This window comes from Kitasatospora sp. NPDC050463 (genome assembly GCF_040655255.1).
In the GTDB taxonomy this organism is placed as follows: Bacteria; Actinomycetota; Actinomycetes; order Streptomycetales; family Streptomycetaceae; genus Kitasatospora.
Genome location: NZ_JBFAJO010000025.1, coordinates 68,277 through 93,123 on the forward strand (window position 1 = coordinate 68,277; position 24,847 = coordinate 93,123).

The window sequence follows — 24,847 nt, forward strand, 5'->3', positions numbered from 1 at the left end:
GCGCCGAATGCTGGCGCCGCAAAGCCGGCACGAGCGATAATTTGCGTCAATTCTGTCAAGAATGACGGTCAATAATTCCACTGCGGCCCGGCGCTTCCCATGATTTCGGCGCCTTGACTTTTCGGCCGTGGATCGAGACCGGTAGCGGTCGGGAACAGCGAAGGAGCCGGCATGTTTCCGTTGTCGTACGCGCAGCGGCGGTTGTGGTTCATCGGTCAGTTGGAGGGGCCGAGTGCGGTGTACAACGTGCCGTTGGCGTTGCGGTTGGCGGGGGTGCTGGACCGGGGGGCGCTGGAGCGGGCGCTGGTCGATGTGGTGGGTCGGCACGAGAGTCTGCGGACGGTTTTCCCGGTGGTGGACGGTGAGCCGGTTCAGCGGGTGGTGCCGGTGGGTGAGGTGGTGCTGCCGCTGGTGTGGGCCGATGCCGGTGTGGATGAGGTGGCGGGGCTGGCGGCGGAGGCCGCCGGGTACGTGTTCGATCTGGCGGCCGAGATCCCGGTGCGTGCGCGGGTGTTCTCGGTGGGGCCGGATGAGCACGTTCTGGTGTTGCTGGTGCACCACATCGCTTGTGACGGCTGGTCGGTGGGGGTGTTGGCGCGGGATCTCGCGGCCGCTTACGGGGCGCGTCTGGAGGGGGCGGCGCCGGCGTGGGAGGAGCTGCCGGTCCAGTACGCCGATTACACGTTGTGGCAGCGGGAGTTGTTGGGTTCGGAGGACGATCCCGGCAGTGTGGTGGCCCGCCAGTCGGCGTTCTGGGGTGAGGCGCTGGCGGGGTTGCCGGAGGAGTTGGCGTTGCCGTTCGACCGGCCGCGTCCCGCGGTGGCGAGTCATCGTGGTGCGGAGGTGCCGGTGGTGATCGGTGCGTCGGTGCACGCGCGGATCGAGGAGATGGCGCGTCTGTCGGGTGCGACGCCGTTCATGGTGGTGCAGGCGGCGCTCGCGGTGCTGTTGTCGCGGCTGGGTGCGGGGCGGGATATTCCGCTGGGGACGCCGGTGGCGGGGCGCGGTGACGAGGCGCTGAACGATCTGGTGGGGTTCTTCGTCAACACGCTGGTGCTGCGGACGGACACGTCGGGGGATCCGACGTTCGGTGAGCTGCTGGCGCGGGTCCGGGAGTCGGATCTGGCGGCGTTCGAGAACCAGGACCTGCCCTTCGAGCAGTTGGTGGAGGTCCTGGACCCGGTCCGCTCGCTGGCCCGTCACCCGCTGTTCCAGGTGATGCTGGCCTTCGACGCCACCGCCGAGGTGTCCTTCGATCTGCCGGGCCTGCGGGCCGGCGAGCTGGAGATCCGTGGGCGGGACTCGGCGAAGTTCGACCTGAACTTCGAGTTCCGCGAGCTGCCCGGACAGGCGGGGATCACGGGTGTGATCGAGTACGCCACCGACCTCTTCGACCACGACACCGTCCAGACCCTCGCCGCTCGACTGGTGCGGGTGCTCGATCAACTGGTCTCCCACCCCGACCGGCCCGTCGGCCTGGTGGACATCCTGACCGACCGGGAACAGGAGCTGCTGCTCAACGACTGGAACGGCGGCGCCCGGGAGGTGCCGGACGTCACCATGCCCGCCCTGGTCGAGGCCCAGGTCCGGCAGAACCCGGCTGCGGTGGCCGTGGTGTGCGGCGATGTCTCGCTGACGTACGCGGAGTTGAACGCGCGGGCCAACCGGCTCGCCCGGCTGCTCGTCGATCACGGGGCCGGGCCCGAGCGGTACGTCGCGGTGATGCTGCCCCGCTCGGTCGACATGATCGTCGCGGTGCTCGCGGTCCTGAAGGCGGGAGCCGCCTATCTCCCGGTCGATCCCGCGCTGCCGCCGCACCGGATCGAGCTGATGCTGGACGACGTCGCTCCGGTGGCGGTGGTCACCGCGGCCGGTGTGGACGTCCCCGTTCCGGGCCGGCCCCGCATCGTGCTCGACGACGAGGACGCCCTGGCGGCCGCCGCAGCGAAGTCGGCGGAGGACCTCGCCGACGGCGAGCGGATCTCGCCGCTGCTGCCCTGGCATCCGGCCTATGTCATCTACACCTCCGGCACGACGGGCAACCCGAAGGGAGTGATGATCCCGCATCGCAACGTCGTGAGCCTGATGAGCGGGACGGAGGATTCGTTCCGCTTCGGCCCCGACGACGTATGGGCGATGACCCACTCCCTCGCCTTCGACTTCTCGGTGTGGGAGATCTGGGGGGCGCTGTTCTACGGGGGCCGTCTCGTCGTCGTCCGGCAGGAGGTTACGCGCTCTCCGGCGGAACTCCTTGATCTGCTGGCCGCGGAGAAGGTGACGGTTCTCAACCAGACGCCGTCCGCGTTCTACGAGCTCATCCGCGCCGATCCCCGGCACCTGTCCCTGCGCACGATTGTTTTCGGCGGTGAGGCGCTTTCGTTCGAGCGTCTCCAGGATTGGTATGCCCGCCATCCGGAAAGCCCTGCGCGGCTGGTGAACATGTACGGCATCACGGAGACCACCGTGCATGTCACCAGCCTGGCGCTGGATTCCGACCTGGTGGGTAATTCCCCCGCCCGCAGCCTCATCGGCGGGGCGATCCCGGGGCTGAACGCCTTCGTGCTGGATTCGGACCTGCGGCTGGTGCCGCCGGGCGTCGCCGGCGAGCTGTACGTGGCCGGGCCGCAGGTGGCGCGCGGCTACCTGAACCGGCCGGGGCTGACCGCGTCGCGCTTCGTGGCCTGCCCGTTCGGTGCGCCCGGCGAGCGGATGTACCGCTCGGGTGACCTCGCCCGGTGGCGGGCGGACGGCACCCTGGAGATCCTGGGCCGCGCGGACGACCAGGTGAAGATCCGCGGGTTCCGGATCGAGCTCGGCGAGGTGGAGGCGGTCCTGGGCGCCCCGGCCGGCGTGGCGCAGGCCATGGTGGTCGTGCGTGAGGACCGGCCCGGGGACCAGCGGATCGTGGGTTACGTCGTCCCGGCCGACGGTGCCGAGCTGCAGCCCGCCGAGCTGCGCGCGGGTGTGGCGGCCGCGCTGCCGGACTACATGGTCCCGTCCGCGGTGGTGGTGCTGGACGCCGTCCCGCTGACGGCCAACGGGAAGCTGGACCGGCGTGCGCTGCCCGCACCGGACTACGCGGGGGCGGCGACCGGCCGGGCGCCGCGGTCGCCCCTGGAGGTGGCGCTGTGCGGCCTGCTCGCAGAGGTCGTGGGTGTCGAACAGGTGGGGATCGACGACAGCTTCTTCGACCTCGGCGGCCACTCCTTGCTGGCCACCCGGCTGACCAGCCGGGTGCGCTCGGAGCTGGGCCTGGAGCTGGGTGTCAGCGAGGTGTTCCGGTTCCCGACGGTCGCGGGCCTCGTGCGGTGCCTCGACCGTCCCGGCGGTCAGGTCCGGCGCGCCCTGGCGCCGGCGGAGCGCCCGGAGCGTGTCCCGTTGTCGTACGCGCAGCGGCGGTTGTGGTTCATCGGTCAGTTGGAGGGGCCGAGTGCGGTGTACAACGTGCCGTTGGCGTTGCGGTTGGCGGGGGTGCTGGACCGGGGGGCGCTGGAGCGGGCGCTGGTCGATGTGGTGGGTCGGCACGAGAGTCTGCGGACGGTTTTCCCGGTGGTGGACGGTGAGCCGGTTCAGCGGGTGGTGCCGGTGGGTGAGGTGGTGCTGCCGCTGGTGTGGGCCGATGCCGGTGTGGATGAGGTGGCGGGGCTGGCGGCGGAGGCCGCCGGGTACGTGTTCGATCTGGCGGCCGAGATCCCGGTGCGTGCGCGGGTGTTCTCGGTGGGGCCGGATGAGCACGTTCTGGTGTTGCTGGTGCACCACATCGCTTGTGACGGCTGGTCGGTGGGGGTGTTGGCGCGGGATCTCGCGGCCGCTTACGGGGCGCGTCTGGAGGGGGCGGCGCCGGCGTGGGAGGAGCTGCCGGTCCAGTACGCCGATTACACGTTGTGGCAGCGGGAGTTGTTGGGTTCGGAGGACGATCCCGGCAGTGTGGTGGCCCGCCAGTCGGCGTTCTGGGGTGAGGCGCTGGCGGGGTTGCCGGAGGAGTTGGCGTTGCCGTTCGACCGGCCGCGTCCCGCGGTGGCGAGTCATCGTGGTGCGGAGGTGCCGGTGGTGATCGGTGCGTCGGTGCACGCGCGGATGGAGGAGTTGGCGCGTCTGTCGGGTGCGACGCCGTTCATGGTGGTGCAGGCGGCGCTCGCGGTGCTGTTGTCGCGGCTGGGTGCGGGGCGGGATATTCCGCTGGGGACGCCGGTGGCGGGGCGCGGTGACGAGGCGCTGAACGATCTGGTGGGGTTCTTCGTCAACACGCTGGTGCTGCGGACGGACACGTCGGGGGATCCGACGTTCGGTGAGCTGCTGGCGCGGGTCCGGGAGTCGGATCTGGCGGCGTTCGAGAACCAGGACCTGCCCTTCGAGCAGTTGGTGGAGGTCCTGGACCCGGTCCGCTCGCTGGCCCGTCACCCGCTGTTCCAGGTGATGCTGGCCTTCGAGGCCGAGGCCGAGACGGAGGCGTCCTTCGACATGCCGGGCCTGCGGGCCGGCGAGCTGGAGATCCGTGGGCGGGACTCGGCGAAGTTCGACCTGAACTTCGAGTTCCGTGAGCTGCCCGGACAGGCGGGGATCACGGGTGTGATCGAGTACGCCACCGACCTCTTCGACCACCACACCGTCCAGACCCTCGCCGCACGACTGGTGCGGGTGCTCGACCTGGTGGCGGCCGATCCCGGGGTGCGGCTCTCACAGATCGAGATCCTCACCGGGGCGGAGCGGAAGCAGCTCGTCGGCGGGTGGAACGGCGCGGACCTCCCGTTGGCACAGGGGACGGTCCCGGAGATGTTCGCGGCGCAGGCGGCGGCGACGCCGGATGCCCCGGCCGTGGTGTTCGACGGACGTACCTGGTCCTACCGGGAGCTGGACGAGGCCTCGGGGCGGCTGGCGGGCCACCTGGCGGGGCTGGGCGCGGGTCCGGAGCGGCTGGTGGCCGTGGTGCTGGACCGGTCGGTCGAGCTGGTGATCACGCTGCTGGCCGTCCTCAAGACGGGGGCGGCGTACACGCCGGTGGACCCGGACTACCCGGCCGACCGGATCGGGTACGTCCTGTCGGACGCGGCGCCGGTCCTCGCCGTGGTCGAGGCCCGGACCGCCTCCCTGGTGCCCGCCGGCGTGCCGGCGGTGGTGCTGGACGATCCGTCCGTCGTGGCCGCGGTCGATGCGACGGTCCCGGCGGGGGTGTGCGCGGGCCTGCGGGCCGGCCATCGGGCGTTCGTGATCTACACCTCGGGATCGACGGGGCGGCCCAAGGGCGTGGTGATCGGTCACCAGGCACTGGCGAACCACCTGGCGGGGATGGGGGACGTGCTCGGCCTGGGGCCCGGCGACCGGATGGCGGCGGTGACCACCATGAGCTTCGACATCGCGGCGCTGGAGGTCTACCTGCCGCTGGTGTCGGGGGCGACCGTGGTGCTGGCGACGCGGGAGCAGATCCTGGACCCGGTGGCCATGCGCGGGCTGTGGGCCTCCTGGGGGGTGACGGTGGCGCAGGGCACGCCGACCCTGTGGCACAGCCTGGTGGGCGAGGGCGCCGACGACCCGGCGGTGGTGTGGCCGAAGGTGCTCTCGGGCGGTGAGCCGATGTCGGCCGACCTGGCCCGGTCGCTGGTGGCGCTGGCCGGTCCGGGGCGGGTGGTCAACGCCTACGGGCCGACCGAGACGACGATCTACTCGACGGCCACCACGCTGGTCGACGGCGGTCCGCACAACCCGTCGGTCGGCACGTCGATCCGCAACGTCCAGTCCTACATCCTGGACGACTACCTGCAGCCGGTGCCGGTCGGCGTCGTCGGGCACCTCTACCACGGCGGCTACTGCCTGGCCCGCGGGTACCTGAACCAGCCCGCGCTGACCGCACAGCGGTTCGTGGCGGACCCGTTCGGCCCTGCCGGTTCGCGGATGTACCTGACCGGGGACCTGGCGCGCTGGAACCCGGACGGCGAACTGCAGATCATCGGCCGGACCGACAACCAGATCAAGCTGCGCGGCTTCCGCATCGAACTCGGTGAGATCGAGACCGTCCTCGACCAGTACCCCGGTGTCACCCACGCCGCGGTGGTGCTCCGTGAGGATCCGCACACCGGCAAGCACCTGGTGGGCTACGTCGCGGCGTCCGCCGACGTCACCCCGGCCCTGCTCCGCGCCCACCTCGGTGCCGTGCTGCCCGACTACATGGTCCCCGGCGCCATCGTCGTCCTGCCCGCCCTCCCGCTCACCCCCAACCGCAAGCTCGACCGCGCCGCACTGCCGGCGCCCGAGCTTCCCGGGGGTCGGAACGGACGGCCGCCCCGCACCCGTCAGGAGGAGATCCTCTGCGGACTGGTCGGCGAGGTCCTCGGCCTCGACGACGTCACGATCGACGACAACTTCTTCGAGATCGGCGGCCACTCGCTGCTCGGCACCCGTCTGATCAGCCGGATCCGCTCGACGCTGCGGGTGGAGCTGGGGATCCGGGCGCTGTTCGAGGCCCCGACCGTGGCCGACCTGGCCCGGCGAGTGGATTCCGCGCCGGCCATGCGGATTCCGCTGCGGGCGGTGGCGGAGCGTCCGGAGCGGGTCCCGTTGTCGTCCGCACAGGCCCGGTTGTGGTTCCTGAACCGGATGGACGACGACTCGGCGTACAACATGACGTTCGCGTCGCGGCTGTCCGGAGCGTTGGACGCCGAGGCGCTGGAGGCGGCGCTGGCCGATGTGATGGAGCGCCACGAGAGTCTGCGGACGGTGTTCCCCGAGGCCGACGGCCGGCCGTGGCAGCAGGTGCTGCCCACGTCGGCCGCGCGTCCGGTGCTGCGGGTCGTGCCGACCGGTGAGGACGATCTGGAGCCGAGGCTGGCGGCCGCCGCCGCACAGGGTTTCGACCTGACCGTCGATCCTCCGCTGCGGGCGTGGCTCTTCGAGGTGGCGCCGAAGGACAACCTCCTGCTGGTGGTGATGCACCACGTGGCAGGCGACGGCTGGTCCGCGGTGCCGTTCTGGCGGGACCTCGCCGACGCCTACCGGGCGCGGCTCGACGGTTCGCGGAGCGACCGGCCGCCCCTGCCGGTGCAGTACGCCGACTACACCCTGTGGCAGCGGCAGCTCCTGGGGGACCAGGAGGATCCGGACAGCCTGGCGGGCCGGCAGCTCGCGTTCTGGAAGGCGAGCCTGTCGGGTCTGCCCGCGCAGCTGGACCTCCCGTTCGACCGCCCGCGTCCGGCGTCGGGAGGTACGCCGGGAGCCAGTGTGCCGATCGAGCTGCCGGCGGCCACGCACGCCCGACTGGCGGAGCTGGCCCGGTCGGGCGAGGCCACGCTCTTCATGGTGCTGCAGGCCGCCGTGGCGGTGCTGCTGTCGCGCCTGGGGGCCGGGACGGACATTCCGCTGGGCAGCCCGATAGCCGGCCGTACCGACGACTCCCTGGACGATCTGGTCGGCTTCTTCATGAACACCCTGGTCCTGCGCACCGATGTGTCGGGGGATCCCACGTTCGCGGAGGTGCTGGACCGGGTCCGGGAGACGGACCTCGCCGCCTATCACCACCAGGACATCCCCTTCGAGGCGCTGGTCGAAGCGCTCAATCCCGAGCGTTCGATGACCAGGCACCCGCTGTTCCAGGTGATGGTCACCCTGCAGAACAACGCTGCGGCGACGTGGGAGCTGTCCGGAGTCGACGCCGCCCCGCTGGAAGCGCCGAGCGACACGGCGAAGTTCGACCTGTCGTTCCACTTCGAGGAGCGCGGGAACGCCGGCGAAGCCGCGGCCCCCCTGACCGGTGCGGTGGAGTACCGCTCCGATCTGTTCGACCGGTCGACGGTCGAAGGATTCGTCACGCGTCTGGTGACGGTGCTGGACGCGGTGTCCCGGGACCCGGGCGTCCGGGTCGGACGGATCGACGTCCTCACCGCCCCGGAACGTCACCGGATGCTGGTGGAGTGGAACAGCACCGAGCAGCCGCTCGACGACGGGCTGCTGCCCTTCCTGTTCCAGGCGCAGGCCGCTCGGACCCCGGAGGCCACGGCGGTGGTCTGCGAGGGCGAGTCGCTGACGTACCGGGAACTGAACGCGCGGGCCAACGCGCTGGCACACCGGTTGATCGATCTGGGGGTGGGACCGGAGCAGATCGTCGCCCTGGCGGTGGGCCGATCGGCCGGGCTGGTCGTCGCCCTGCTGGCGGTCCTCAAGACGGGTGCGGCCTACCTGCCGGTCGACGTGGCCCACCCCGCCGACCGGATCTCGTACGTGCTCGCCGACGCGTCGCCGGCGCTGGTGCTGACCACCGCCGAGGCGGCCGGAGCACTGCCCGAAACGACGTGTCCGCGCGTCCTGCTGGAGGAGCGGGCCGGGACCTGGCCGACCACGGACCCGACCGACCTGGACCGCGGCGCGCCGCTGCGGCCGGACCACCCGGCGTACGTGATCTACACCTCGGGGTCGACGGGTCGGCCCAAGGGCGTGCTGGTCGGTCACGAGGCGCTGGCGAACCTCCTGGCGGGGATGGCGGGTCTGTTCGGCCTGGGGCCCGGCGACCGGATGGCGGCGGTGACGACGATGAGCTTCGACATCGCGGCGGTGGAGGTGTACCTGCCGCTGGTGTCGGGGGCGACCGTGGTGCTGGCGACGCGGGAGCAGGTCCTGGATCCGGCGGCCATGCGGGAGCTGTGGGTCTCGTCCGGGGTCACGGTGATGCAGGGCACGCCGACCCTGTGGCAGGGGCTGGTGGCCGAGGGGGCCACCGGCTCGGGCGTGGCGTGGCCGAAGGTGCTCTCGGCCGGTGAGGCGATGTCGGCCGAGCTGGCCCGGTCGCTGGTGGCGCTGGCCGGTCCGGGGCGGGTGATCAACGCGTACGGGCCGACCGAGACGACGATCTACTCGACGGCCACCACGCTGGTCGAGGGCGGTCCGCACAGCCCGTCGATCGGAACCCCGGTCCGCAACACCCAGGCCTACGTCCTGGACGACTTCCTGCAGCCGGTGCCGGTCGGCGTCGTCGGGCAGCTCTACCTCGCCGGGCACGGTCTCGCCCGCGGGTACCTGAACCAGCCCGGACTGACCGCACAGCGATTCGTGCCCAACCCGTTCGGCCCTGCCGGTTCGCGGATGTACCTGACCGGCGACCTGGCGCGCTGGACCTCGTCCGGCGAGCTGGAGTACCTGGGCCGGGCCGATGCGCAGGTGAAGGTCCGGGGGTTCCGGATCGAGCCGGGCGAGATCGAGGCGGTGCTGCTCCGGCATGCCGACGTCGCCCGGGCCGCGGTGATCGTGCGCGAGGACCGACCGGGCGACAAGCGTCTGGTCGCGTACGTGGTGCCGGCTGCCGCAGGGGCGCTGGTCCCCGCGCAGGTGCGCGCCTTCGCGGGCGAGTCGCTGCCGGAGTACATGGTCCCGACGGTCGTCGAGATCGACGCCCTGCCGCTGTCCCCGAACGGGAAGCTGGACCGCCGGGCCCTGCCCGCCCCGCTCTCCGAGAGGTCCGCGTCCGTCGACGAGCCGCGCACGCCGCGGGAGGAGGCCCTGTGCGCTCTGTTCGCCGAGGTGCTGGGGGTGGACCGGGTCGGGATCCACGACGACTTCTTCGACCTGGGCGGGCACTCCCTCCTCGTGAGCCGGCTGGTTTCGCACGTGCGATCGGTGCTGGGTGTGGAGTTGGGGATCCGGACACTGTTCGAGGCGCCGACCGTCGCGGGCCTGGCCGTCCGGCTGGACCGCGCCCAGAGCGACTCCTTCGCGACACTGCTCCCGCTGCGGACCGAGGGGAGCCTGCCCCCGGTGTTCCTGGTCCACCCGATCGGCGGGCTGAGCTGGTGCTACTCGCGGCTCCTGCCGTACATCCCCAAGGGCCGTCCGGTCTACGGTCTCCAGTCGAGCGGATTCGCCGGCGCGGACCAGCGGCCGGACTCGGTGCAGGCGTTGGCAGGTGAGTACCTCTCGGTGATCCGGCAGGTGCAGGCCGAGGGCCCGTACACCCTGATGGGGTGGTCGTTCGGCGGCATGATCGCGCAGGACATGGCGGTGGCCCTGGAGGAGCTCGGGGAGAGCGTGCCGCTCCTGGTGCTGTTCGACGCCGTCACCTCGACGGGTGACGGGCGGGAGGCCGCGGACGAGGTGCCGGGGGATCTCCTCGATCTCGTCGAGCAGTCGATCCGAGGGGTCGGCGGGCGTGGCCTGGACGAGCTCTCGGCCGCCCGGATCGGCGAGCTGTCGGAGATCACCCGCCACAGTCTGCGGCTCCACCGAGCCCATCGGACCCGGACGTTCGGCGGCCGGATCATCAGCATCGAGGCGGCCGGTTCGCGGGAGTTCCGCGAGGACGCCGGAATCGACTGGACCGGCTTCGCCGAGGGCGGTGTCGAAGTCCACCCGGTCGACTGCGTGCACGAGGAAATGATGGATCCGCTGCCGGTGAAGCAGTTCGGACCGGTAATCCTCGACCTCCTCACGCGATCACGAGAGACCGCTCCTCGTTCATGACATCGGGCAAGCAAAGGGAAGCATGATGGATTTCAGCCTCTTCTATTTCGCCAACGACAGCGGAACCGCCGAGGGCGACCGGTACCGGCTGCTGCTGGACGGCGCCCGCTTCGCGGACGAGCACGGCTTCCACGCCGTGTGGACCCCGGAGCGCCACTTCCACCAGTTCGGAGGGACCTATCCGAACCCGTCGGTGACCAGCGCGGCGATCGCCGCGGCCACCAGTCGCGTCAGGATCCGGGCCGGGAGCGTCGTGGCACCGCTGCACCACCCGCTGCGGATAGCCGAGGAATGGTCGGTGGTGGACAACATCTCGCGCGGCCGCGTCGGGGTGTCCTTCGCCTCCGGATGGCACGCCACCGACTTCGCGCTGAACCCGTCGGCGTACGCGGACCGCCGGACCGAGATGTACCAGCGGGTCGAGCAGGTGCGGGCGCTGTGGCGCGGAGAGTCCGTCGACGTCGTCGACGGGTTGGGGAATCCGGCGAAGGTGCGCTCCTTCCCGCCGCCGGTGCAGGACGAGCTGCCGGTGTGGATCACCAGCGTCGGCGACGTCGAGACCTTCCGGAGCGCGGGCCGCATCCGCGCCGGGCTGCTGACCCATCTGCTCGGGCAGAGCCCCGAGCAGATGGCCGAGAACATCGCCGAGTACCGGAAGGCCGCGGCCGAGGCGAGCCAGGGCGAATGGTCGGGCCACGTCGTGGTGATGGTGCACACGTTCCTCGGCGAGGACAACGAGGTCGTCCGGGAGCTCGTCAGGCCGTCGCTGTCGGCCTACATGCGCAGCTCCCTGCGACTCATCCTGAGCTCGGACGCCGGCTCCGGTGCGGAGGGCCCCGAGAGCCTCGACCCCGACGAGGTCGACTTCCTGGTGGAGCGGGCGTTCGAGCACTACTACGACAACATCGGCCTGCTCGGGTCGGTCGACAAGGCCAAGGAGGTCGTCGCGCGGCTCGAGGAGCTCGGTGTGGACGAGGTCGCCTGCCTCATCGACTTCGGGCTGCCGGCGGACGAGGTCCTCTCGGGCCTGACGCACCTCAAGCGGCTGAACGACGCGTGCGGCACCGGCGAGGCGGGGGACACCGGCCGGCAGACCGGCTGAGGCCCTGGGACCGGGGACCCACATGACGCGGCCGTTCCTCCAGCCTCGCGTGGCGAGGCGGGGGGAACGGCCGCTTCCTGTCCGTCGTACGGCGCGGCCGCGTCAGCGCCCGGAACCCGAGTCGGCGGTCGTGACGCTCTCAGCGCCGTCGGTGCTCTCCGCGCTCTCCGTGCTCTCCGGCTCCTTGGGGTGCGCCGGCGTCTCGTAGGCCTGGGCCACCGCCGCGCGGTTGAACACCCGCCACGTGGCCACCGCGACGATGACGGCGACCACGAACCCGACCCAGTACGGCGCCGTCAGCCCGAACTGGTGGGCGATGAGGCCACCGAGCAGCGCGCCGATCGCGTTGCCGCCGAAGACGATGAACAGGTTCAGGCTGGCGCCACGGCCCATCATCTCCGGCGGGGTCAGGCGCTGGCGCAGCGTGCTGCCGACCATCGACCACAGCGAGTTGTGGATACCGAAGAAGAACAGCACGAGGCCGACCAGGTAGGGGCTGCGGGACCATGCGCAGGCCAGGTGGGTCGCAGCCTCGATGACCAGGCCGGCCCGGATCGTCCAGGTGGCCGTCACGCGCTTGATGAGGCGGTCGCCGAAGGCCGACCCGAGGACGCCGCCGAGAGCCATGCTGGTGTACAGCAGGCCGTAGCCGACCGAGTCGAGGTGGAGCCGTTCCTTGGCGAGCAGGACGAGGACGGCGGCGGCGGCGGTCAGCGTGATGTTCAGGACGCCGATCAGCACACTCATGGTGCGCAGGATCCGCTGGCCCATCAGGAAGCGGATGCTGTCGCCGATGTCGGAGCGGACCGAGGCCAGGCCCTGCTTCAGGCCGCCCTTGGTCGTCTCGGCCGCGCCGGACGTGGCCGCCTTGTCGTCGCCCTGACGCGCCTCGACCCGGAACGCCCCCGGGATCAGCGCGATCAGCACGGCGCTGACCGCGTAGGTCCCCGCGTTGGCCAGGAACGGAATGCTCGCCGCGACGACGAACAGGAACCCGCCGAGCGGTCCGGCGATCATCTGCTGCGTGGTGACCAGCCCGCCGATCAGCCAGCCGTTCGCACGCTCCAGGTGCTGAGAAGCCACCACCGCCTGAACCATCGACTGGCTCGCCGACTGGAACAGCACCTCGCCGGTCTGGATGAGGAACAGGGCCACGAACAGCAGCCACAACGGCGCATGTCCGAACAGCATCGCGGCGCCCAGCGTCGCCATCACCGCGAAGCGGGCCCAGTCCAGCCGGATCATCAGCCGCCGGCGGTCGACGCGGTCGACGAACACCCCGCCGGGCAATGTGAACAGCAGCCACGGAATCCAGATGACGACCGAAATCGCCGAGACGGTCAATGGGTTGCTCGTCTGCGAGGCCACGAACAGCGGCGCGGCGATCGTGACGAGCCCGGTACCGAGGGCGGACGCCGTGTTCGCCGTCCAGAGCTTGACGAATCTCGATCCCAGCCCGGGATCCGCAATCTTCTCTATTGTCTCTACCACGTCAAAAACCTAGCAGTGGTGGGGGGAGTAACGGGAGTGAAGAAATGCATGACCCGGGGGGCTGTCACGTGCGGAGTTGCCGGAGTGTCAGGCCCGGTTGGTGCGCCGTGAAGAGTTCGGCGGCGCGGCGGTAGGAGAGGCGGGCGTGGCCGGTGTGGGGGCACCGGTCGGCGGCGGGGGTGGCGGCGGGCGCGCGGCGGTCGGTGAGGAAGAGCGGGCCGGCGGTGCGGCCGGCGACGAGGAGGGGGAGCAGGCGGGCGGTGCCGGCCCGCCAGTGCAGGGGCGGGGCGGACGGGAGGGTGCGGCGGTGGACGAGGTCGAGGTCGTCGACGTCGAGGGCGAGGACGGTCTCGACGGCGGCGCCGCTCTCGTGGAGCAGGTGCCAGAGGGTCTGTTCGCGCAGCGGGGCCCGGCGGGCGAAGAGGTCGCGCAGCCGGTCGGGGTCGAGCGGGGCGCGTCCGGCGGCGTCCGGCAGTGGCTGCGGGCGGAGGCCGGCGGCAGGGTCGGCCGTGATCCAGCCCTGGGCGCGCCACCAGGTGAGGGCGGCGCGCAGGGTGGAGAGTTCGCGGTTGAACGTGCGGGGGTCGGTCGTGCTCGCGCGGTGGTCGGCGGCGGTCCGGAGGCGGGCGGCGGCGTCCGGGTGGTCGAGCAGCGCGAGCGGGAGGACGGGCGGCCGGGCGCGGCGCCGGTCGGGGCCGCCGGGAGCGGGGCGGTCCGCCAGTGCCCAGGCCCAGGTGTCCAGGGCGATCCGGTAGATCCGACGGGAGGCGCTGCCGAGCTCGGCGGCGGCCAGATAGCGCTCGACGGCGACCGCGTACTCGACGGGCTGGGCGCTCGGCATGGGCGGCTTCTTTCCGCAGTAAATGATGTGTTGGCGGGGGCTCGATCCTAGCGAGTATCCGCAGTAAAGAGCATGTCAGACCCGATTGTTGGGCAGATTTACTGCGGCAGGTGGGGGTGCCGAAAGAATTGATGGTATTAGGCTCAAGTTTTCCCTCGGAAGGTCTTGTCCCCCGCAGTCGGCCGACGGCAGACTTGCCGCCCATGGCAGTGGATGCGCACCGCGCACCGAAGCCCGGAGCGGCGGCCCCACGCAGGTGGGCGGACCGTCTGGCCGTGCTGGGTGAACGCGATTTCCGGTGGTTCTTCGTCGGCTACACGACCTCGCTCCTCGGTTCCTCGATGGCGCCGGTGGCGGTGGCCTTCGCCGTCCTCGGGGCAGGGGGCGGCGGCAGCGACCTCGGCTGGGTGATGGCGGCCCGGATCCTGCCGATCGTGCTGGTCATGCTGGTCGGCGGGGTGGTCGCCGACCAGCTGGGCAGCCGACGGGTGATGCTGGCCGCCGACGTCCTGCGCTGCGCCGTGCAGGCGGTGTTCGCCGCGGTGCTGATGTCGGGCCGGGCGCCGCTCTGGGCGATGGTGGCGCTGGTCGCCGTCTGGGGCCTGGGCGAGGGGGTGTTCCTGCCGGCGTTCGGGGCGCTGGTGCCGAGCCTGCTGCGGGACGGGAGCCGCCTCTCGGACGCCAACACCCTGCTGGGGCTGGCCCGCTCGGTGGCCACGGTGGCCGGCCCGGCCACGGCCGGTCTGGTGACGGCGGGGAGCGGCCCGGCGGCGGTCCTGCTGATCGACGCCGTCACCTACGGGATCGGTGCAGTGGCGCTCGCCCGGCTCCGTCCGTCGACGCGGGGGTCGGCGGGGGAGGGCGGCTCGCTGCTCGCCGATCTGCGCGAGGGCTGGTCGGAGTTCCGTTCGCGGCCATGGCTCTGGATCACCACGGCGCACATGGGGCTGTTCAACCTGCTGGTCTGGGCGCCGTTCCTGGTGCTCGGCCCGCTGACCGCGCAGCACGCGCTCGGCGGGGCGCGCGGCTGGGGCCTGGTGATGGGCGGCTACGGGGCGGGCGCGGTGCTGGGCGGGCTGCTGATGCTGGGGCGGCGTCCCGGCCGGCCGCTGGCGGTGGCGACGGTGGCGACGTTCGGCTGGGCGCTGCCCTCGGCGGCGCTGGCGGCGGGGGCGCCGTTGGTGCCGGTGGTGGCGGCGGCGCTGCTCGCGGGCGGCGGTTCGGCGGTCTGCGGTGCGCTGTACAGCACGACCATGCAGAGCTGGGTGCCGGCCGAAGTCCTGGCCAGGGTCAGCGCGTTCGGCGGTCTGGGGGCGTTCGTGCTCGGGCCGGCCGGGCTGGCCGCGGCCGGGCCGCTGGCGGACCGGGTCGGCGCCGGGGCGGTGCTGGCCTTCGGTGCGCTGTGGCAACTGGGCGCGGGGGCGGTGGTGCTGGCGGTGCCGGCGGTGCGCCGGCGCCGGTGGTAGCGGTGGCGCCCGACGGCCGTGCCGGGGGTCGGGGGCGCCGCCCCGGGTGTCCGCCGTCCGTGGTCGGCCGATCGCCCTCGGTCGCCGCCGACGGGGCGGCCCGAGGTGGTCCGGCCCCGGCGCCCGTGCGGCGGGCACGGCGATCGGAGCGGTCGTACGGTGGAGGGAGTGCGGGGGCGGACGGAGGAGGTTGGCCATGCCCGGTTCTCTCACCATCAGCCACCACGAGGCGCCGGTCGCCCTGGACCACGTGGACGCCAAGCGGCTCGCCACGGTGCTGGAGGAGATCGCCTATCTGCTGGAGATCCCGGGGCCGAACCGGATCAACGAAGCGCAGCTCGACGCCCTGTGCGAGGGCCGGGCGCCCGACCGGGCCGAGCTGTCGCACTGGTCGCGCGGGCTCGCCGCGGAGCTGAAGGGGCGGCTCTAGACCGGACGGGAGCCGGCGGTGACGGCCGCTCCGCAGCGGCCCGGCCCGCCGTACGATGGCGCGCGGGGCGGGTGGTCCTCGCACGCCCCGCGGGTGCCGGCGTGGCCGGCGGCCGGCCCGGCGGAGGAGGGTGGGGGCCCGAACGTGCCGCAGTCCGTGTCACAGCCCGGCGCGATGTCCTGGCTGACGGTAGAGACGCCGCTGCCGAGCGGTCCGATGCACATCGCGGTGACGCCGCAGGGTGTGGCGGCCGCCGGGTACCTGGGGCGCCCGGGTGAGCTGCCGCAGTGCACCGACCGGTCGAAGATCGACGCGGTCAGCGGCCGGATAGGCGAGTACCTGGCGGGCCGGCGGCGGGACGTGGGGCTCCCGATCGACTGGAGCCTGAGCACCGGACCGCATCGCGCCGTGCTGCGCACGCTCTGGCAGGAGGTGCCGTTCGGGCGGACCATCACCTACGGCGAACTGGCCGCCCGCAGCGGGGTGTTCGAGGGTGTCTCGGAGCCGGGACTGGCGGCCAGGACGGTCGGGCAGATGATGGCCGCCAACCCCGTCGCGCTGCTCGTCCCGTGCCACCGGGTGGTGGCGGCGGACGGCCTCGGCGGATTCGGCGGCGGCCGGGTCGGGATCGACGTCAAGCGCTGGCTGCTCACCCTGGAGGGGGTGCTGGAGCCGACGCTGGACTGGGACGGCCCGCTGTAGCGGGGCGGGTGTTCCGTGACGGGGGTGTTCTCCCGCGGGGCCGTCGACGGGGTGGCGCCGGCGGCCGCTCACGGGTGTCAGTGCACGAGCTCCACCGGGGCGAGGCCGCGGGCGAACGGCGTCTGGCGCGGCAGGACCGGCTGGATCCCGGAGACCAGGGTGTAGTCGATCCCGGCCGGATCCCCGGTGACGGCGGTGTCCGGGCGCTCGCCGAGCGCCAGCTGCACGGCGTTCCACGGCAGGTTGAGGCCGCACAGGCGCAACTGGTGCAGGCCGCCGGAGGGCCGGGTGTTGACGTCGATGACCACCGGCTCCCCGGCCAGGTGGCGGAACTGCACGTTGGAGAGGAAGGACATCCCGACGGACTCGACCAGCCGGCGGGTGGGCTCCAGGTACTGCGGCGCGGTGGTGAAGCTGCGTCGTCGCCGGTGCTTGCTGCGGCCGACGGCGGCGAGCAGGGTGCCGTCGCGGTCGCCGAGGCAGTCGACCGAGATCTCGGGGCCCTCCAGGTAGGGCATCACCAGCAGGTCGGCCGGCTCGTCGGCGGCCTCCAGCGCGGCGGCCACCTGGTCGACCTGGACCCGGCTGTCCCAGCCGGCCAGCCGGTGCAGGCCGAAGGGCTCGCGGGTGAGCATCCGGAAGCCCTCGCCGCCCGCGCCGGAGGCGGGCTTGAGGCAGGCGGTGAGTCCGGCGGCCTCGATCAGGTCGACGGCGGCGAGCAGGTCGTCGGCGTTGCGGACCAGCCACCACGGCGGGGTGGGCAGCCCGGCGGCGGCGATGGCCGCGTAGCCGTCGGCCTTGCTGTCGAAGGCCGCGATCGCGGTGGCGGGCGGGCAGACGAGGGCGGTGCCGATCGCCTCGAACTCGTGGTGGTGCAGGGAGATCGCGAGCTGGTTGAGCCGGGGCAGGAAGACGTCTATCGCGTGGCGGGCGCAGTAGTCGAGCGCGTAGGCGACGTAGGCGTCCGGGGCGAGGTCGCCCGGTTCCAGGGTGGCGTGGTCGGCGGCGGCGAGCACGGGGGAGTCGGCGTCGACGTGGGTGGCGTGGATCCGGACCGGGCGCGGAGCGGCGCGCAGTTGTTCGATGAAGAAGACGTTCTCGGCGTAGGTGCGGTTGAGCCAGACACGTACGGGGGCACTCATGAAGGCCTCCCAGGGCAGGGTGAACGAGGGGAGGGCATCCGGTGGCGGCCACACACTCGTCAACTGGCCCCAGGGCCCTTTGAGGTGGCACCTTAGCGGCCCCCTGTGGCGGAGCGGACGGCGGGTGGGTCCCGCCGAGGCCGAGGGTCGGGGCGGGGCCGCCCCGGGGTGGCTCCGGGGTGGCTCCGGCGTGCCGGCGGCGCCCGGCGGGAGAAAGTCCGCCCGCGTTCGAATGAGCATCGAACTGAAATAGATCAGGTGATCTAGTCGTCCTATTTGTTCGGTTATTCCGACCACTCGAATGAGTGATTGTGGAGCCCCCCCGAATGGGCCCATCATGATTCTTGCAAGGCGACACCTCGTCGGGTATGCGAAAGGCTCCCTATGTCGACCGAAACCAACGTCGGTATTCCTGCGCCGGGCGGCCCGCCGCAGTCCGGGCAGCAGCAGAGCCTCGGTACGGCCGGCGCGAGGAACCTCGCGACGACCACCAAGTCCGCGCCGCAGATGCAGGGCATCAGCCCGCGCTGGCTGCTCAGGATGCTGCCGTGGGTCCAGGTCTCCGGCGGCACCTACCGGGTCAACCGGCGCCTGCGCCACTCGGTGGGTCGCGGCCGGGTGAGCGTCGTCAAGACGGGCTCCGAGGTCCGGATCGTCCCGCCGAGCCTGCGCGAGGTGCCGGTGCTGCGCGGCTTCGAGGACGACGCGGTCCTGGAGGAACTGGCCGATCGCTTCGTCCAACGCGAGTTCTCCGCCGGTGAGGTCCTGGTCGCGGCGGGGGCGCCGATCGACGAGGTCTTCATCATCGCGCACGGCAAGCTCGACCGGCTGGGAACGGGCAAGTACGGCGAGCAGACGGTGCTCGGCTCCCTCGCCGACGGCGACCACCTGGGCGACGAAGTGCTCCAGCGCGAGGACGGCGCCTGGCCGTACGCGGTGAAGGCCGCCACCGCCGGCACCGTGCTGGCGCTCTCCTGGCCCGCCTTCCAGCAGCTCGCGGACCGCTCCGAGGCGCTGCAACTGCAGATCATGGACTACCTGGCCGGTTTCCAGCAGGCGCAGAACAAGCACGGCGAGGCGGCGATCGGGCTCTCCGCCGGGCACCAGGGCGAGTACGAGCTGCCCGGCGCCTTCGTGGACTACGAGCTGAAGCCGCGTGAGTACGAGCTGAGCGTCACCCAGACGGTGCTCAAGGTGCACAGCCGGGTCGCCGACCTCTACAACCAGCCGATGAACCAGACCGAGCACCAGCTCAGGCTGACCATCGAGGCGCTGCGCGAGCGCCAGGAGGACGAGCTGATCAACAACCCGGAGTTCGGGCTGTTGCAGAACGCCGCGTACGACCAGCGGATCCAGACCCACTCCGGCCCGCCCACCCCGGACGACATGGACGAGCTGCTGAGCAGGCGCCGCAGCACCAAGATGTTCCTCGCCCACCCCAGGGCGATCGCCGCCATCGGCCGGGAGTGCAACCGCCGCGGCCTCTACCCGGACACCGTGGAGGTCCAGGGCAAGTCGGTCTTCGCCTGGCGCGGAGTTCCGGTCTTCCCGTGCAACAAGATCCCGATCACCAGGGAGAACACCAGCTCGATCCTCGCGCTGCGCACCGGGGAGGACAACCAGGGCGTCATCGGGCTGCATCAGACCGGAATTCCCGATGAATACCAGCCGAGCCTCTCGGTGCGCTTCATGGGGATCAACGAGAAGGCCATCATTTCCTATCTCGTCAGTGCCTACTACTCCGCCGCCATTCTGGTGCCCGACGCGGTCGGCGTCCTGGAGAACGTCGACATCGCGCACCGCCACGACTGACCGGGGTCGGTCGTCATCGCGCCGCCCGGCCGGGCCCACGCCCCGGCCGGGCAGCGCCCACCATCAGGGGGAGGAACCCATGGGAAGTTTCACGTTGGAGCGGGAGCACCGGGAGGGCCACGAGGCGGCGGACGTGCTCGCACGCACCCGCAGCCTGGTCGATCCGGTCATGCGCGCCGCCGTCGACTCGCTGCCCGGTTCGATGCGCAAGGTGGCCGGCTACCACTTCGGCTGGTGGGAGGCCGACGGCTCACCGGCCACCGCGCCCTCCGGTAAGGCGATCAGGCCGGCCATGGTCCTGGCGGCCACCCAGGCGCTCGGCGGCAGCACGGCCACGGCCACCGCCGCGGCGGCGGCCGTCGAACTCGTCCACAACTTCACCCTGCTCCACGACGACGTCATCGACCGCGACGAGACCAGGCGCCACCGCCCCACCGCCTGGCGGGTGTTCGGCACCACCGAGGCCATCCTGGCGGGCGACGCCCTGCACTCGCTGGCGCTGCGACTCCTCGCGGAGGACGCCCACCCGGCCGCGCAGGGCGCGATCCGCAGGCTCACCGACTGCGTGGTCGAACTCTGTGAGGGTCAGCAGATCGACTGTGCCTTCGAGCAGCGCAGTGACGTTTCGCTCGCCGAGTGCCTGGCGATGGCGGAGGCGAAGACGGGCGCCCTGCTCGGCGCCGCCTGCGCGATGGGGGCGCAGTACGCCGGTGCTTCGGAGGAGGCGGCGCAGGCGATGGACGGCTTCGGTCGGGAGATCGGCCTGGCGTTCCAGCTCATCGACGACCTGATCGGGATCTGGGGCGATCCCGCCGTCACCGGTAAACCGGTCGGCGCGGATCTGGTGGCGCGCAAGAAGTCCCTTCCGGTGGTGGCGGCGCTCGGCTCCGGAACGCCGGAAGGGCGGGTCCTGGCCGAGCTGTACGCGCTCGAACGCCAGCTCACCCCGGAGGAGTTGAGCCGTTGCGCGGCTGCCGTGGAGGGTGCGGGCGGGCGGGGCTGGGCGCAGGGGGAGTCATGCGAGCGGATGGCCGCCGCGCTCGCCCAGTTGGCGACGGCGGTGCCCGAGCCGTCCGCGGCCGACGAACTGCTCGCCCTCGCCGAGCTGGTCACCCGGCGCACCCACTGACCGGGCGCACCTACTGACCGGGCCCGGCCACTGATCTGGCCGGGCCACCGAGTCCGCTGCGGCTGTCGGTTCGCCGCCTCGGGAGGGCGGCGGCCTCCGGCTTTCCGAGGCGCGGGGGTAGGAGGTCACATCGGTCGGCCTCCTACCCCTGGGCGCGCCGTCCCGCGCAGAGTCCAGCGCCGGGCCGGCCGTTGGCACGGGTACCGGGTCGCCGGATGCCGTGTTCCGCGCGGACGGCACAGCACGGCACGGCGCTACGCGAGGGCGGCGAGCAGGCGCTGCTCCTTCGCCGGGACGATGCCGGCCTTGTGGGCCGCGCCCTTGCGGCCCTTGAGGCCGTCGGCGTCGGTGTCCTCGGCCGGGCCCCGTCGCCGTAGCCAGGCCCAGGTGTCGCGCGCGGTCTCGGCGAACGGCCGGCAGCGCAGCCCGGCAGCCTGCGCCCGGGTGGTGTCGGCGAGCCATACGCCCGCCATCTCCGGTACGTCGGGTGCCCAGAGCGGGAGTTCACTCCACGGCTGGACGCTGTCCGGGCCCTCGGCGAGCAGCGGGCCGTCCTCGACCCAGACGAGTTCGGCGGGCGAGTGGGCGCCGCCGCCCTCGTCGGTGGCCTCGCCGACGACCTCCACGCAGGTCGTCAGGAACTCCCCGAAGGTGACGTTCCCGGTCGGGGCGGTGGTGATGAAGCGCCCGGTGCGGCCCGCCACCAGTGCGTCCACGCCGAACGCCGCGAAGTCGCGGACATCGATGACCTGCATCGCCCGGTCCGGGTCGCCCGGCGCCAGTACCCGGCCGCCGCGAGCCATCCGCTCCAGCCACCACGGCAGGCGGCCCCCGTTCTCGTGGGGGCCGATGAGCAGACCGCTGTTGAGGATCAGGGTGCGGTCGGCCCCGAACTCCTCCAGCACCGCGCGTTCGCAACCGGCCTTGAGGGGGTTGCCGGGCGGTTGATCGGGCGGGGTGTCGGCGGGGCAGGGGTGCAGGGGGGCGGTCTCGTCCACCGCCCGGGCCGGCCAGTCGGCGAAGGCGTGCACGGAGGAGACGAAGGTGTAGTGGCCGGCGTGCTCGCGCAGCAGCCGGGCGGAGAGGGCGGCCTGAGCGGGCTGCTGCGCCGAGGTGTCGACGACGGCGTCCCACCGCCGCCCCTCGACCAGTCGGGTCAGGTCGTCGGCCGAGTCGCGCTCGCCCCGGACGGCTTCGACACCGGGCAGGTCGGTGCCGGAGCGGCCGCGGTTGAAGGTGGTCACCTCGTGGCCGCGGGCGAGGGCCTCCGAAGCGAAGGCCCGCCCCAGGAAGGACGAACCGCCGAGCAAAAGGATCTTCATGGCGACAGCCTGTCCTGCTCGGACCCCCGCCAGACACCCGTTCGCGCTGGGCGGACGCCGCGCTCGGGACGCCGCCCGGCACCCGTGCGCCATCGTCGACATGCTGATCGACTGGGCGAACCCTAGGATCCGTTTGTACCTGTTGGTCCGTAAAGAGGCATGTGCCGAGCCAGGGAGATCGTCAGCATGGGCAACCCGGCACTCGTGGATCCGACCACCGTCCGCGCGACCGCCGCCGAGGCGTGGATCTGGGGGTTCCCACTCCTGGAGAACTACCGGACGCTCTACCCGCAGGCGGTCGACGACGCGGACCCGCGCCACGTCGGCGGCTTCGGCGTCTTCCGGCACTATCCGCAGCCCTTCACCCCGGCCGACACCGACGTCGTCACGCCCGACAACGACACCCCGCATTCCTGGGCCTGGCTCGATCTGCGGGCCGAGCCGTGGGTGGTCTCGGTACCCGCCGAGGACCGCTACTACGTCCTCCCGCTGCACGAACTCGACACGCTGTACGCCGGGTTCATCGGTTCCCGCACCACCGGCCAGGAGGCCGGCGACTACCTGGTGGCGGGCCCCGGCTGGCAGGGCACGGTGCCCGACGGCACGGCCGGCGTGATCCGCACCGCCACCGAGCTGATCGGCATCCTCGGGCGCACCTACCTCGGTGGTACGTCGCCCGAGGCGATCGAGGAGCTGAAGGGCATCCAGCGGCAGTACCGGCTGCGGCCGTTGCACGAGTACGCGGGCACCGCGCCGCCGCCGCCCGCGCCCAACCCCGTCTGGCCGGTCTGGCGGGAGGAGGTGCTGGGCACCGTCGAGTTCTTCAGCTTCCTCGACTTCCTGCTCGAGTTCTTCCCGGTGCTGCCCGCCGAGGCGGATCTGCGCGGCCGGCTCACCGATCTGGGCATCGACGGCCGGGGCGAGTTCGAGCCCGCCGCGCTGCCGCTGGAGGTCCGCGCCGAGATCGAGCGCGGTATCGCCGACGCCCGGGCCGAGCTCGCCCGGGCGGCCGAACGGACCGTCGTGTCGACCGGCCTCTTCGGCACGCGCGAGCAACTCGGCACGAACCACCTCACGCGGGCCGTCGCCGCCCTGAAGGGCCTGTACGGGCTGCCCGCCGAGGAGGCCTGGTACGGCGGCTGGGCCGCCGACAGCAACGGCGAGAGCCCGCTGAACGCCAGCGAGCACGACTACGTCCTGCGCTTCGGCCCGGACCGGCTCCCGCCCGCGCGGTTCTTCTGGTCGGCCACCATGTACGCGCTCCCGGACCGCCTGCTGGTCGACAACCCCCTGGACCGCTACTCGATCGGCGACCGCACCCCCGGGCTGGTCCGTGACCCGGACGGCGGCCTGACCCTGTACATCCGGCACAAGCGGCCGGCCGACGCCCAGCACTCGGCCAACTGGCTGCCCGCGCCCGACGGCCCGTTCACCGTCGTCATCCGGCTCTACGGCCCCGACGAGCAGGTCCTCGACGGCCGCTGGACGCTCCCGCCGCTGACGCGCGCCGACCCGATGCCGAGCTGACCGGATGCCGCGCCGACCCGATGCCGCGCGGCTCCGGCACCGCCGCCCCCACCCGCCCCCGCCCCCGCCCACCCGGACCCGAGAAGGACTGCCGATGACCCAGCCCGAGCTGGAGGCCCTGGCCGCCGACGCCTACGTCTACGGCTACCCGCTGGTCTCCGACCTCACCATGGTCGAGCGTTTCACCGAGGGCGGCATGGGGACCCTGCCGGCGGCACCGTTCAACGACTTCAGCCACGCCACCCGGCTGGCCGGCCCGGACGACCCCTTCGTCTCCGTCAACAACGACATCGTCTACTCGATCGCCCAGCTCGACCTCTCCGAGGGCCCGCAGGTGGTGCGGGTGCCGGACACCGCCGGGGCCTACTACGTGCTCCAGTTCGTCGGCGCGTGGACGGACAACTTCGCCTACCTCGGCCGGCGGGCCACCGGCACCGGTGCGCAGACCTGGCTGGTCGTCCCGCCCGGCTGGCACGGGACCCCGCCGGACCGGGACCGGGTGATCGTCTCGCCGACCACCGTGGCCACCGTCGTGGGCCGCTTCGCCTGCACCGGCCCGGACGACCTGCCGCGGGTCCGGGCCCTCCAGGAGGGGCTGACGCTCGAACCGCTGGAGCCGGGCGGCCTGGCCGCCGGACTGCCGGCGCCGGACCCGGAGGTGCCCGAGCGGCTGGCCTTCTTCGAACGGCTCCGGATCTGGATGGCGGCCTTCCCGCCCGCCGGGCCCGACATCGAGTACCAGCAGCGCTTCGCCCCGCTCGGCCTGCTCGACGCCGGGCCGTCGCCCTACCGCGCCGCCGCGCCCGACTGGACCCTCGCCCTGCTCAAGGGTCTGGCGGCGGGCCGGGAGCGGGTCGAGGCCGCCACCCGGCCGCCGGAGGACCACCCGGCCGGCGAGTGGCGCACGGCACTGCACCTGTTCGACTACAACGTCGACTTCCTCGGCCCCGGCACCGTCGACGACCCCGAGTGGCGCATCCCCGACCGCCGTGCCGCCTACCTCAGCCGGGCGGCCGCCGCCCGGGCCGGCCTCTGGGGCAACCACGCGTACGAGGCGACGTACGCGGTGACCAACGACGACGCCGACGGCCGGCCGCTCAGCGGTGCCCACGCGTACACGCTGCGGCTGGACCAGCCGCCGCCGGTCGAGGCCTTCTGGTCCGTCACCATGTACGGCCTGCCGGACCACTACCTGGTCGCGAACCCGATCGCGCGCTACTCGATCGGCGACCGCACGCCCGGTCTGGTCCACGACGAGGACGGTTCGCTGACGCTCCGACTGCAGCACCACCCTCCCGCCGACCCGGTGGAGGCGGCGAACTGGCTGCCGACCCCGGAGGGGGAGTTCCGGCCGATCATCCGGCTCTACCAGCCGAAGCCGGCCGTCCTCGACGGCACCTACCGGGTGCCTCCGATCCGGCGGAGCTGAGCGGCCGTCCGCACGCC

Annotated in this window: 13 protein-coding genes; 9 read left to right on the forward strand and 4 right to left on the reverse strand. The window is 72.4% G+C overall.

Annotated features, from left to right (window positions below):
- Nucleotides 1-171: 171 nt before the first annotated feature.
- Both AB0J08_RS18105 and AB0J08_RS18110 read left to right on the forward strand, forming a co-directional pair.
- A complete protein-coding gene (locus AB0J08_RS18105; RefSeq protein WP_360634435.1) occupies nt 172-10,437 on the forward strand; it encodes an amino acid adenylation domain-containing protein in 10,266 nt (3,421 codons plus the stop codon).
- 22 nt (nt 10,438-10,459) lie between these two features.
- Nucleotides 10,460-11,539 carry a MupA/Atu3671 family FMN-dependent luciferase-like monooxygenase gene (locus tag AB0J08_RS18110; RefSeq protein WP_360634438.1) on the forward strand — a complete coding sequence of 360 codons (1,080 nt, stop codon included), beginning with the start codon at nt 10,460-10,462 and terminating at the stop codon, nt 11,537-11,539.
- 102 nt (nt 11,540-11,641) lie between these two features.
- Here the strand turns inward: AB0J08_RS18110 and AB0J08_RS18115 are convergent, their stop codons facing one another.
- Nucleotides 11,642-13,030 (reverse strand): MFS transporter, encoded by a 1,389-nt coding sequence (locus AB0J08_RS18115; RefSeq protein ID WP_360634441.1) that lies wholly within the window; start codon nt 13,028-13,030, stop codon nt 11,642-11,644.
- A gap of 64 nt (nt 13,031-13,094) precedes the next feature.
- On the reverse strand, nt 13,095-13,871 hold the full coding sequence (locus AB0J08_RS18120; RefSeq protein WP_360634444.1) for a hypothetical protein: 777 nt from the start codon (nt 13,869-13,871) through the stop codon (nt 13,095-13,097).
- Nucleotides 13,872-14,146: 275 nt separating this feature from the next.
- Between AB0J08_RS18120 and AB0J08_RS18125 the strand changes: the two genes are divergently transcribed.
- The 3 genes from AB0J08_RS18125 (at nt 14,147) to AB0J08_RS18135 (ending at nt 16,469) form a co-directional block, all read left to right on the forward strand.
- Nucleotides 14,147-15,337, forward strand: coding sequence for an MFS transporter (locus tag AB0J08_RS18125; protein WP_360634447.1), 1,191 nt, complete (start codon nt 14,147-14,149; stop codon nt 15,335-15,337).
- A 196-nt stretch (nt 15,338-15,533) separates the two neighbouring features.
- Nucleotides 15,534-15,767 (forward strand): hypothetical protein, encoded by a 234-nt coding sequence (locus AB0J08_RS18130; protein WP_360634450.1) that lies wholly within the window; start codon nt 15,534-15,536, stop codon nt 15,765-15,767.
- A 174-nt stretch (nt 15,768-15,941) separates the two neighbouring features.
- Complete coding sequence (locus AB0J08_RS18135) at nt 15,942-16,469, forward strand: methylated-DNA--[protein]-cysteine S-methyltransferase (protein ID WP_360634452.1); 528 nt, start codon at nt 15,942-15,944, stop codon at nt 16,467-16,469.
- Between the two features lie 77 nt (nt 16,470-16,546).
- Here the strand turns inward: AB0J08_RS18135 and AB0J08_RS18140 are convergent, their stop codons facing one another.
- Nucleotides 16,547-17,611 carry an ATP-grasp domain-containing protein gene (locus tag AB0J08_RS18140; protein ID WP_360634455.1) on the reverse strand — a complete coding sequence of 355 codons (1,065 nt, stop codon included), beginning with the start codon at nt 17,609-17,611 and terminating at the stop codon, nt 16,547-16,549.
- 384 nt (nt 17,612-17,995) lie between these two features.
- Here AB0J08_RS18140 and AB0J08_RS18145 point away from each other — a divergent pair, with 384 nt between their 5' ends.
- Both AB0J08_RS18145 and AB0J08_RS18150 read left to right on the forward strand, forming a co-directional pair.
- Nucleotides 17,996-19,423, forward strand: coding sequence for a family 2B encapsulin nanocompartment shell protein (locus AB0J08_RS18145; protein ID WP_360634458.1), 1,428 nt, complete (start codon nt 17,996-17,998; stop codon nt 19,421-19,423).
- Nucleotides 19,424-19,502: 79 nt separating this feature from the next.
- Nucleotides 19,503-20,552 (forward strand): family 2 encapsulin nanocompartment cargo protein polyprenyl transferase, encoded by a 1,050-nt coding sequence (locus AB0J08_RS18150; RefSeq protein ID WP_360634461.1) that lies wholly within the window; start codon nt 19,503-19,505, stop codon nt 20,550-20,552.
- Nucleotides 20,553-20,806: 254 nt separating this feature from the next.
- Here the strand turns inward: AB0J08_RS18150 and AB0J08_RS18155 are convergent, their stop codons facing one another.
- Nucleotides 20,807-21,874 carry an NAD-dependent epimerase/dehydratase family protein gene (locus AB0J08_RS18155; RefSeq protein WP_360634464.1) on the reverse strand — a complete coding sequence of 356 codons (1,068 nt, stop codon included), beginning with the start codon at nt 21,872-21,874 and terminating at the stop codon, nt 20,807-20,809.
- Between the two features lie 159 nt (nt 21,875-22,033).
- On the opposite strand from AB0J08_RS18155, the gene AB0J08_RS18160 reads away from it, so the two are divergent.
- Together AB0J08_RS18160 and AB0J08_RS18165 are read left to right on the forward strand one after the other, a co-directional pair.
- A complete protein-coding gene (locus AB0J08_RS18160; protein WP_360634467.1) occupies nt 22,034-23,401 on the forward strand; it encodes a DUF1254 domain-containing protein in 1,368 nt (455 codons plus the stop codon).
- 94 nt (nt 23,402-23,495) lie between these two features.
- Complete coding sequence (locus AB0J08_RS18165; RefSeq protein WP_360634470.1) at nt 23,496-24,830, forward strand: DUF1254 domain-containing protein; 1,335 nt, start codon at nt 23,496-23,498, stop codon at nt 24,828-24,830.
- Nucleotides 24,831-24,847 lie beyond the last annotated feature (17 nt).

Bases quoted from the DNA above. Each gene is read 5' to 3' on its own strand.
- AB0J08_RS18105 (WP_360634435.1), top strand. From the start codon at position 172: ATGTTTCCGTTGTCGTACGCGCAGCGGCGGTTGTGGTTCATCGGTCAG.
- AB0J08_RS18110 (WP_360634438.1), top strand. From the start codon at position 10,460: ATGATGGATTTCAGCCTCTTCTATTTCGCCAACGACAGCGGAACCGCC.
- AB0J08_RS18120 (WP_360634444.1), bottom strand. From the start codon at position 13,871: ATGCCGAGCGCCCAGCCCGTCGAGTACGCGGTCGCCGTCGAGCGCTAT.
- AB0J08_RS18130 (WP_360634450.1), top strand. From the start codon at position 15,534: ATGCCCGGTTCTCTCACCATCAGCCACCACGAGGCGCCGGTCGCCCTG.
- AB0J08_RS18135 (WP_360634452.1), top strand. From the start codon at position 15,942: ATGTCCTGGCTGACGGTAGAGACGCCGCTGCCGAGCGGTCCGATGCAC.
- AB0J08_RS18140 (WP_360634455.1), bottom strand. From the start codon at position 17,611: ATGAGTGCCCCCGTACGTGTCTGGCTCAACCGCACCTACGCCGAGAAC.
- AB0J08_RS18145 (WP_360634458.1), top strand. From the start codon at position 17,996: ATGTCGACCGAAACCAACGTCGGTATTCCTGCGCCGGGCGGCCCGCCG.
- AB0J08_RS18150 (WP_360634461.1), top strand. From the start codon at position 19,503: ATGGGAAGTTTCACGTTGGAGCGGGAGCACCGGGAGGGCCACGAGGCG.
- AB0J08_RS18155 (WP_360634464.1), bottom strand. From the start codon at position 21,874: ATGAAGATCCTTTTGCTCGGCGGTTCGTCCTTCCTGGGGCGGGCCTTC.
- AB0J08_RS18160 (WP_360634467.1), top strand. From the start codon at position 22,034: ATGTGCCGAGCCAGGGAGATCGTCAGCATGGGCAACCCGGCACTCGTG.
- AB0J08_RS18165 (WP_360634470.1), top strand. From the start codon at position 23,496: ATGACCCAGCCCGAGCTGGAGGCCCTGGCCGCCGACGCCTACGTCTAC.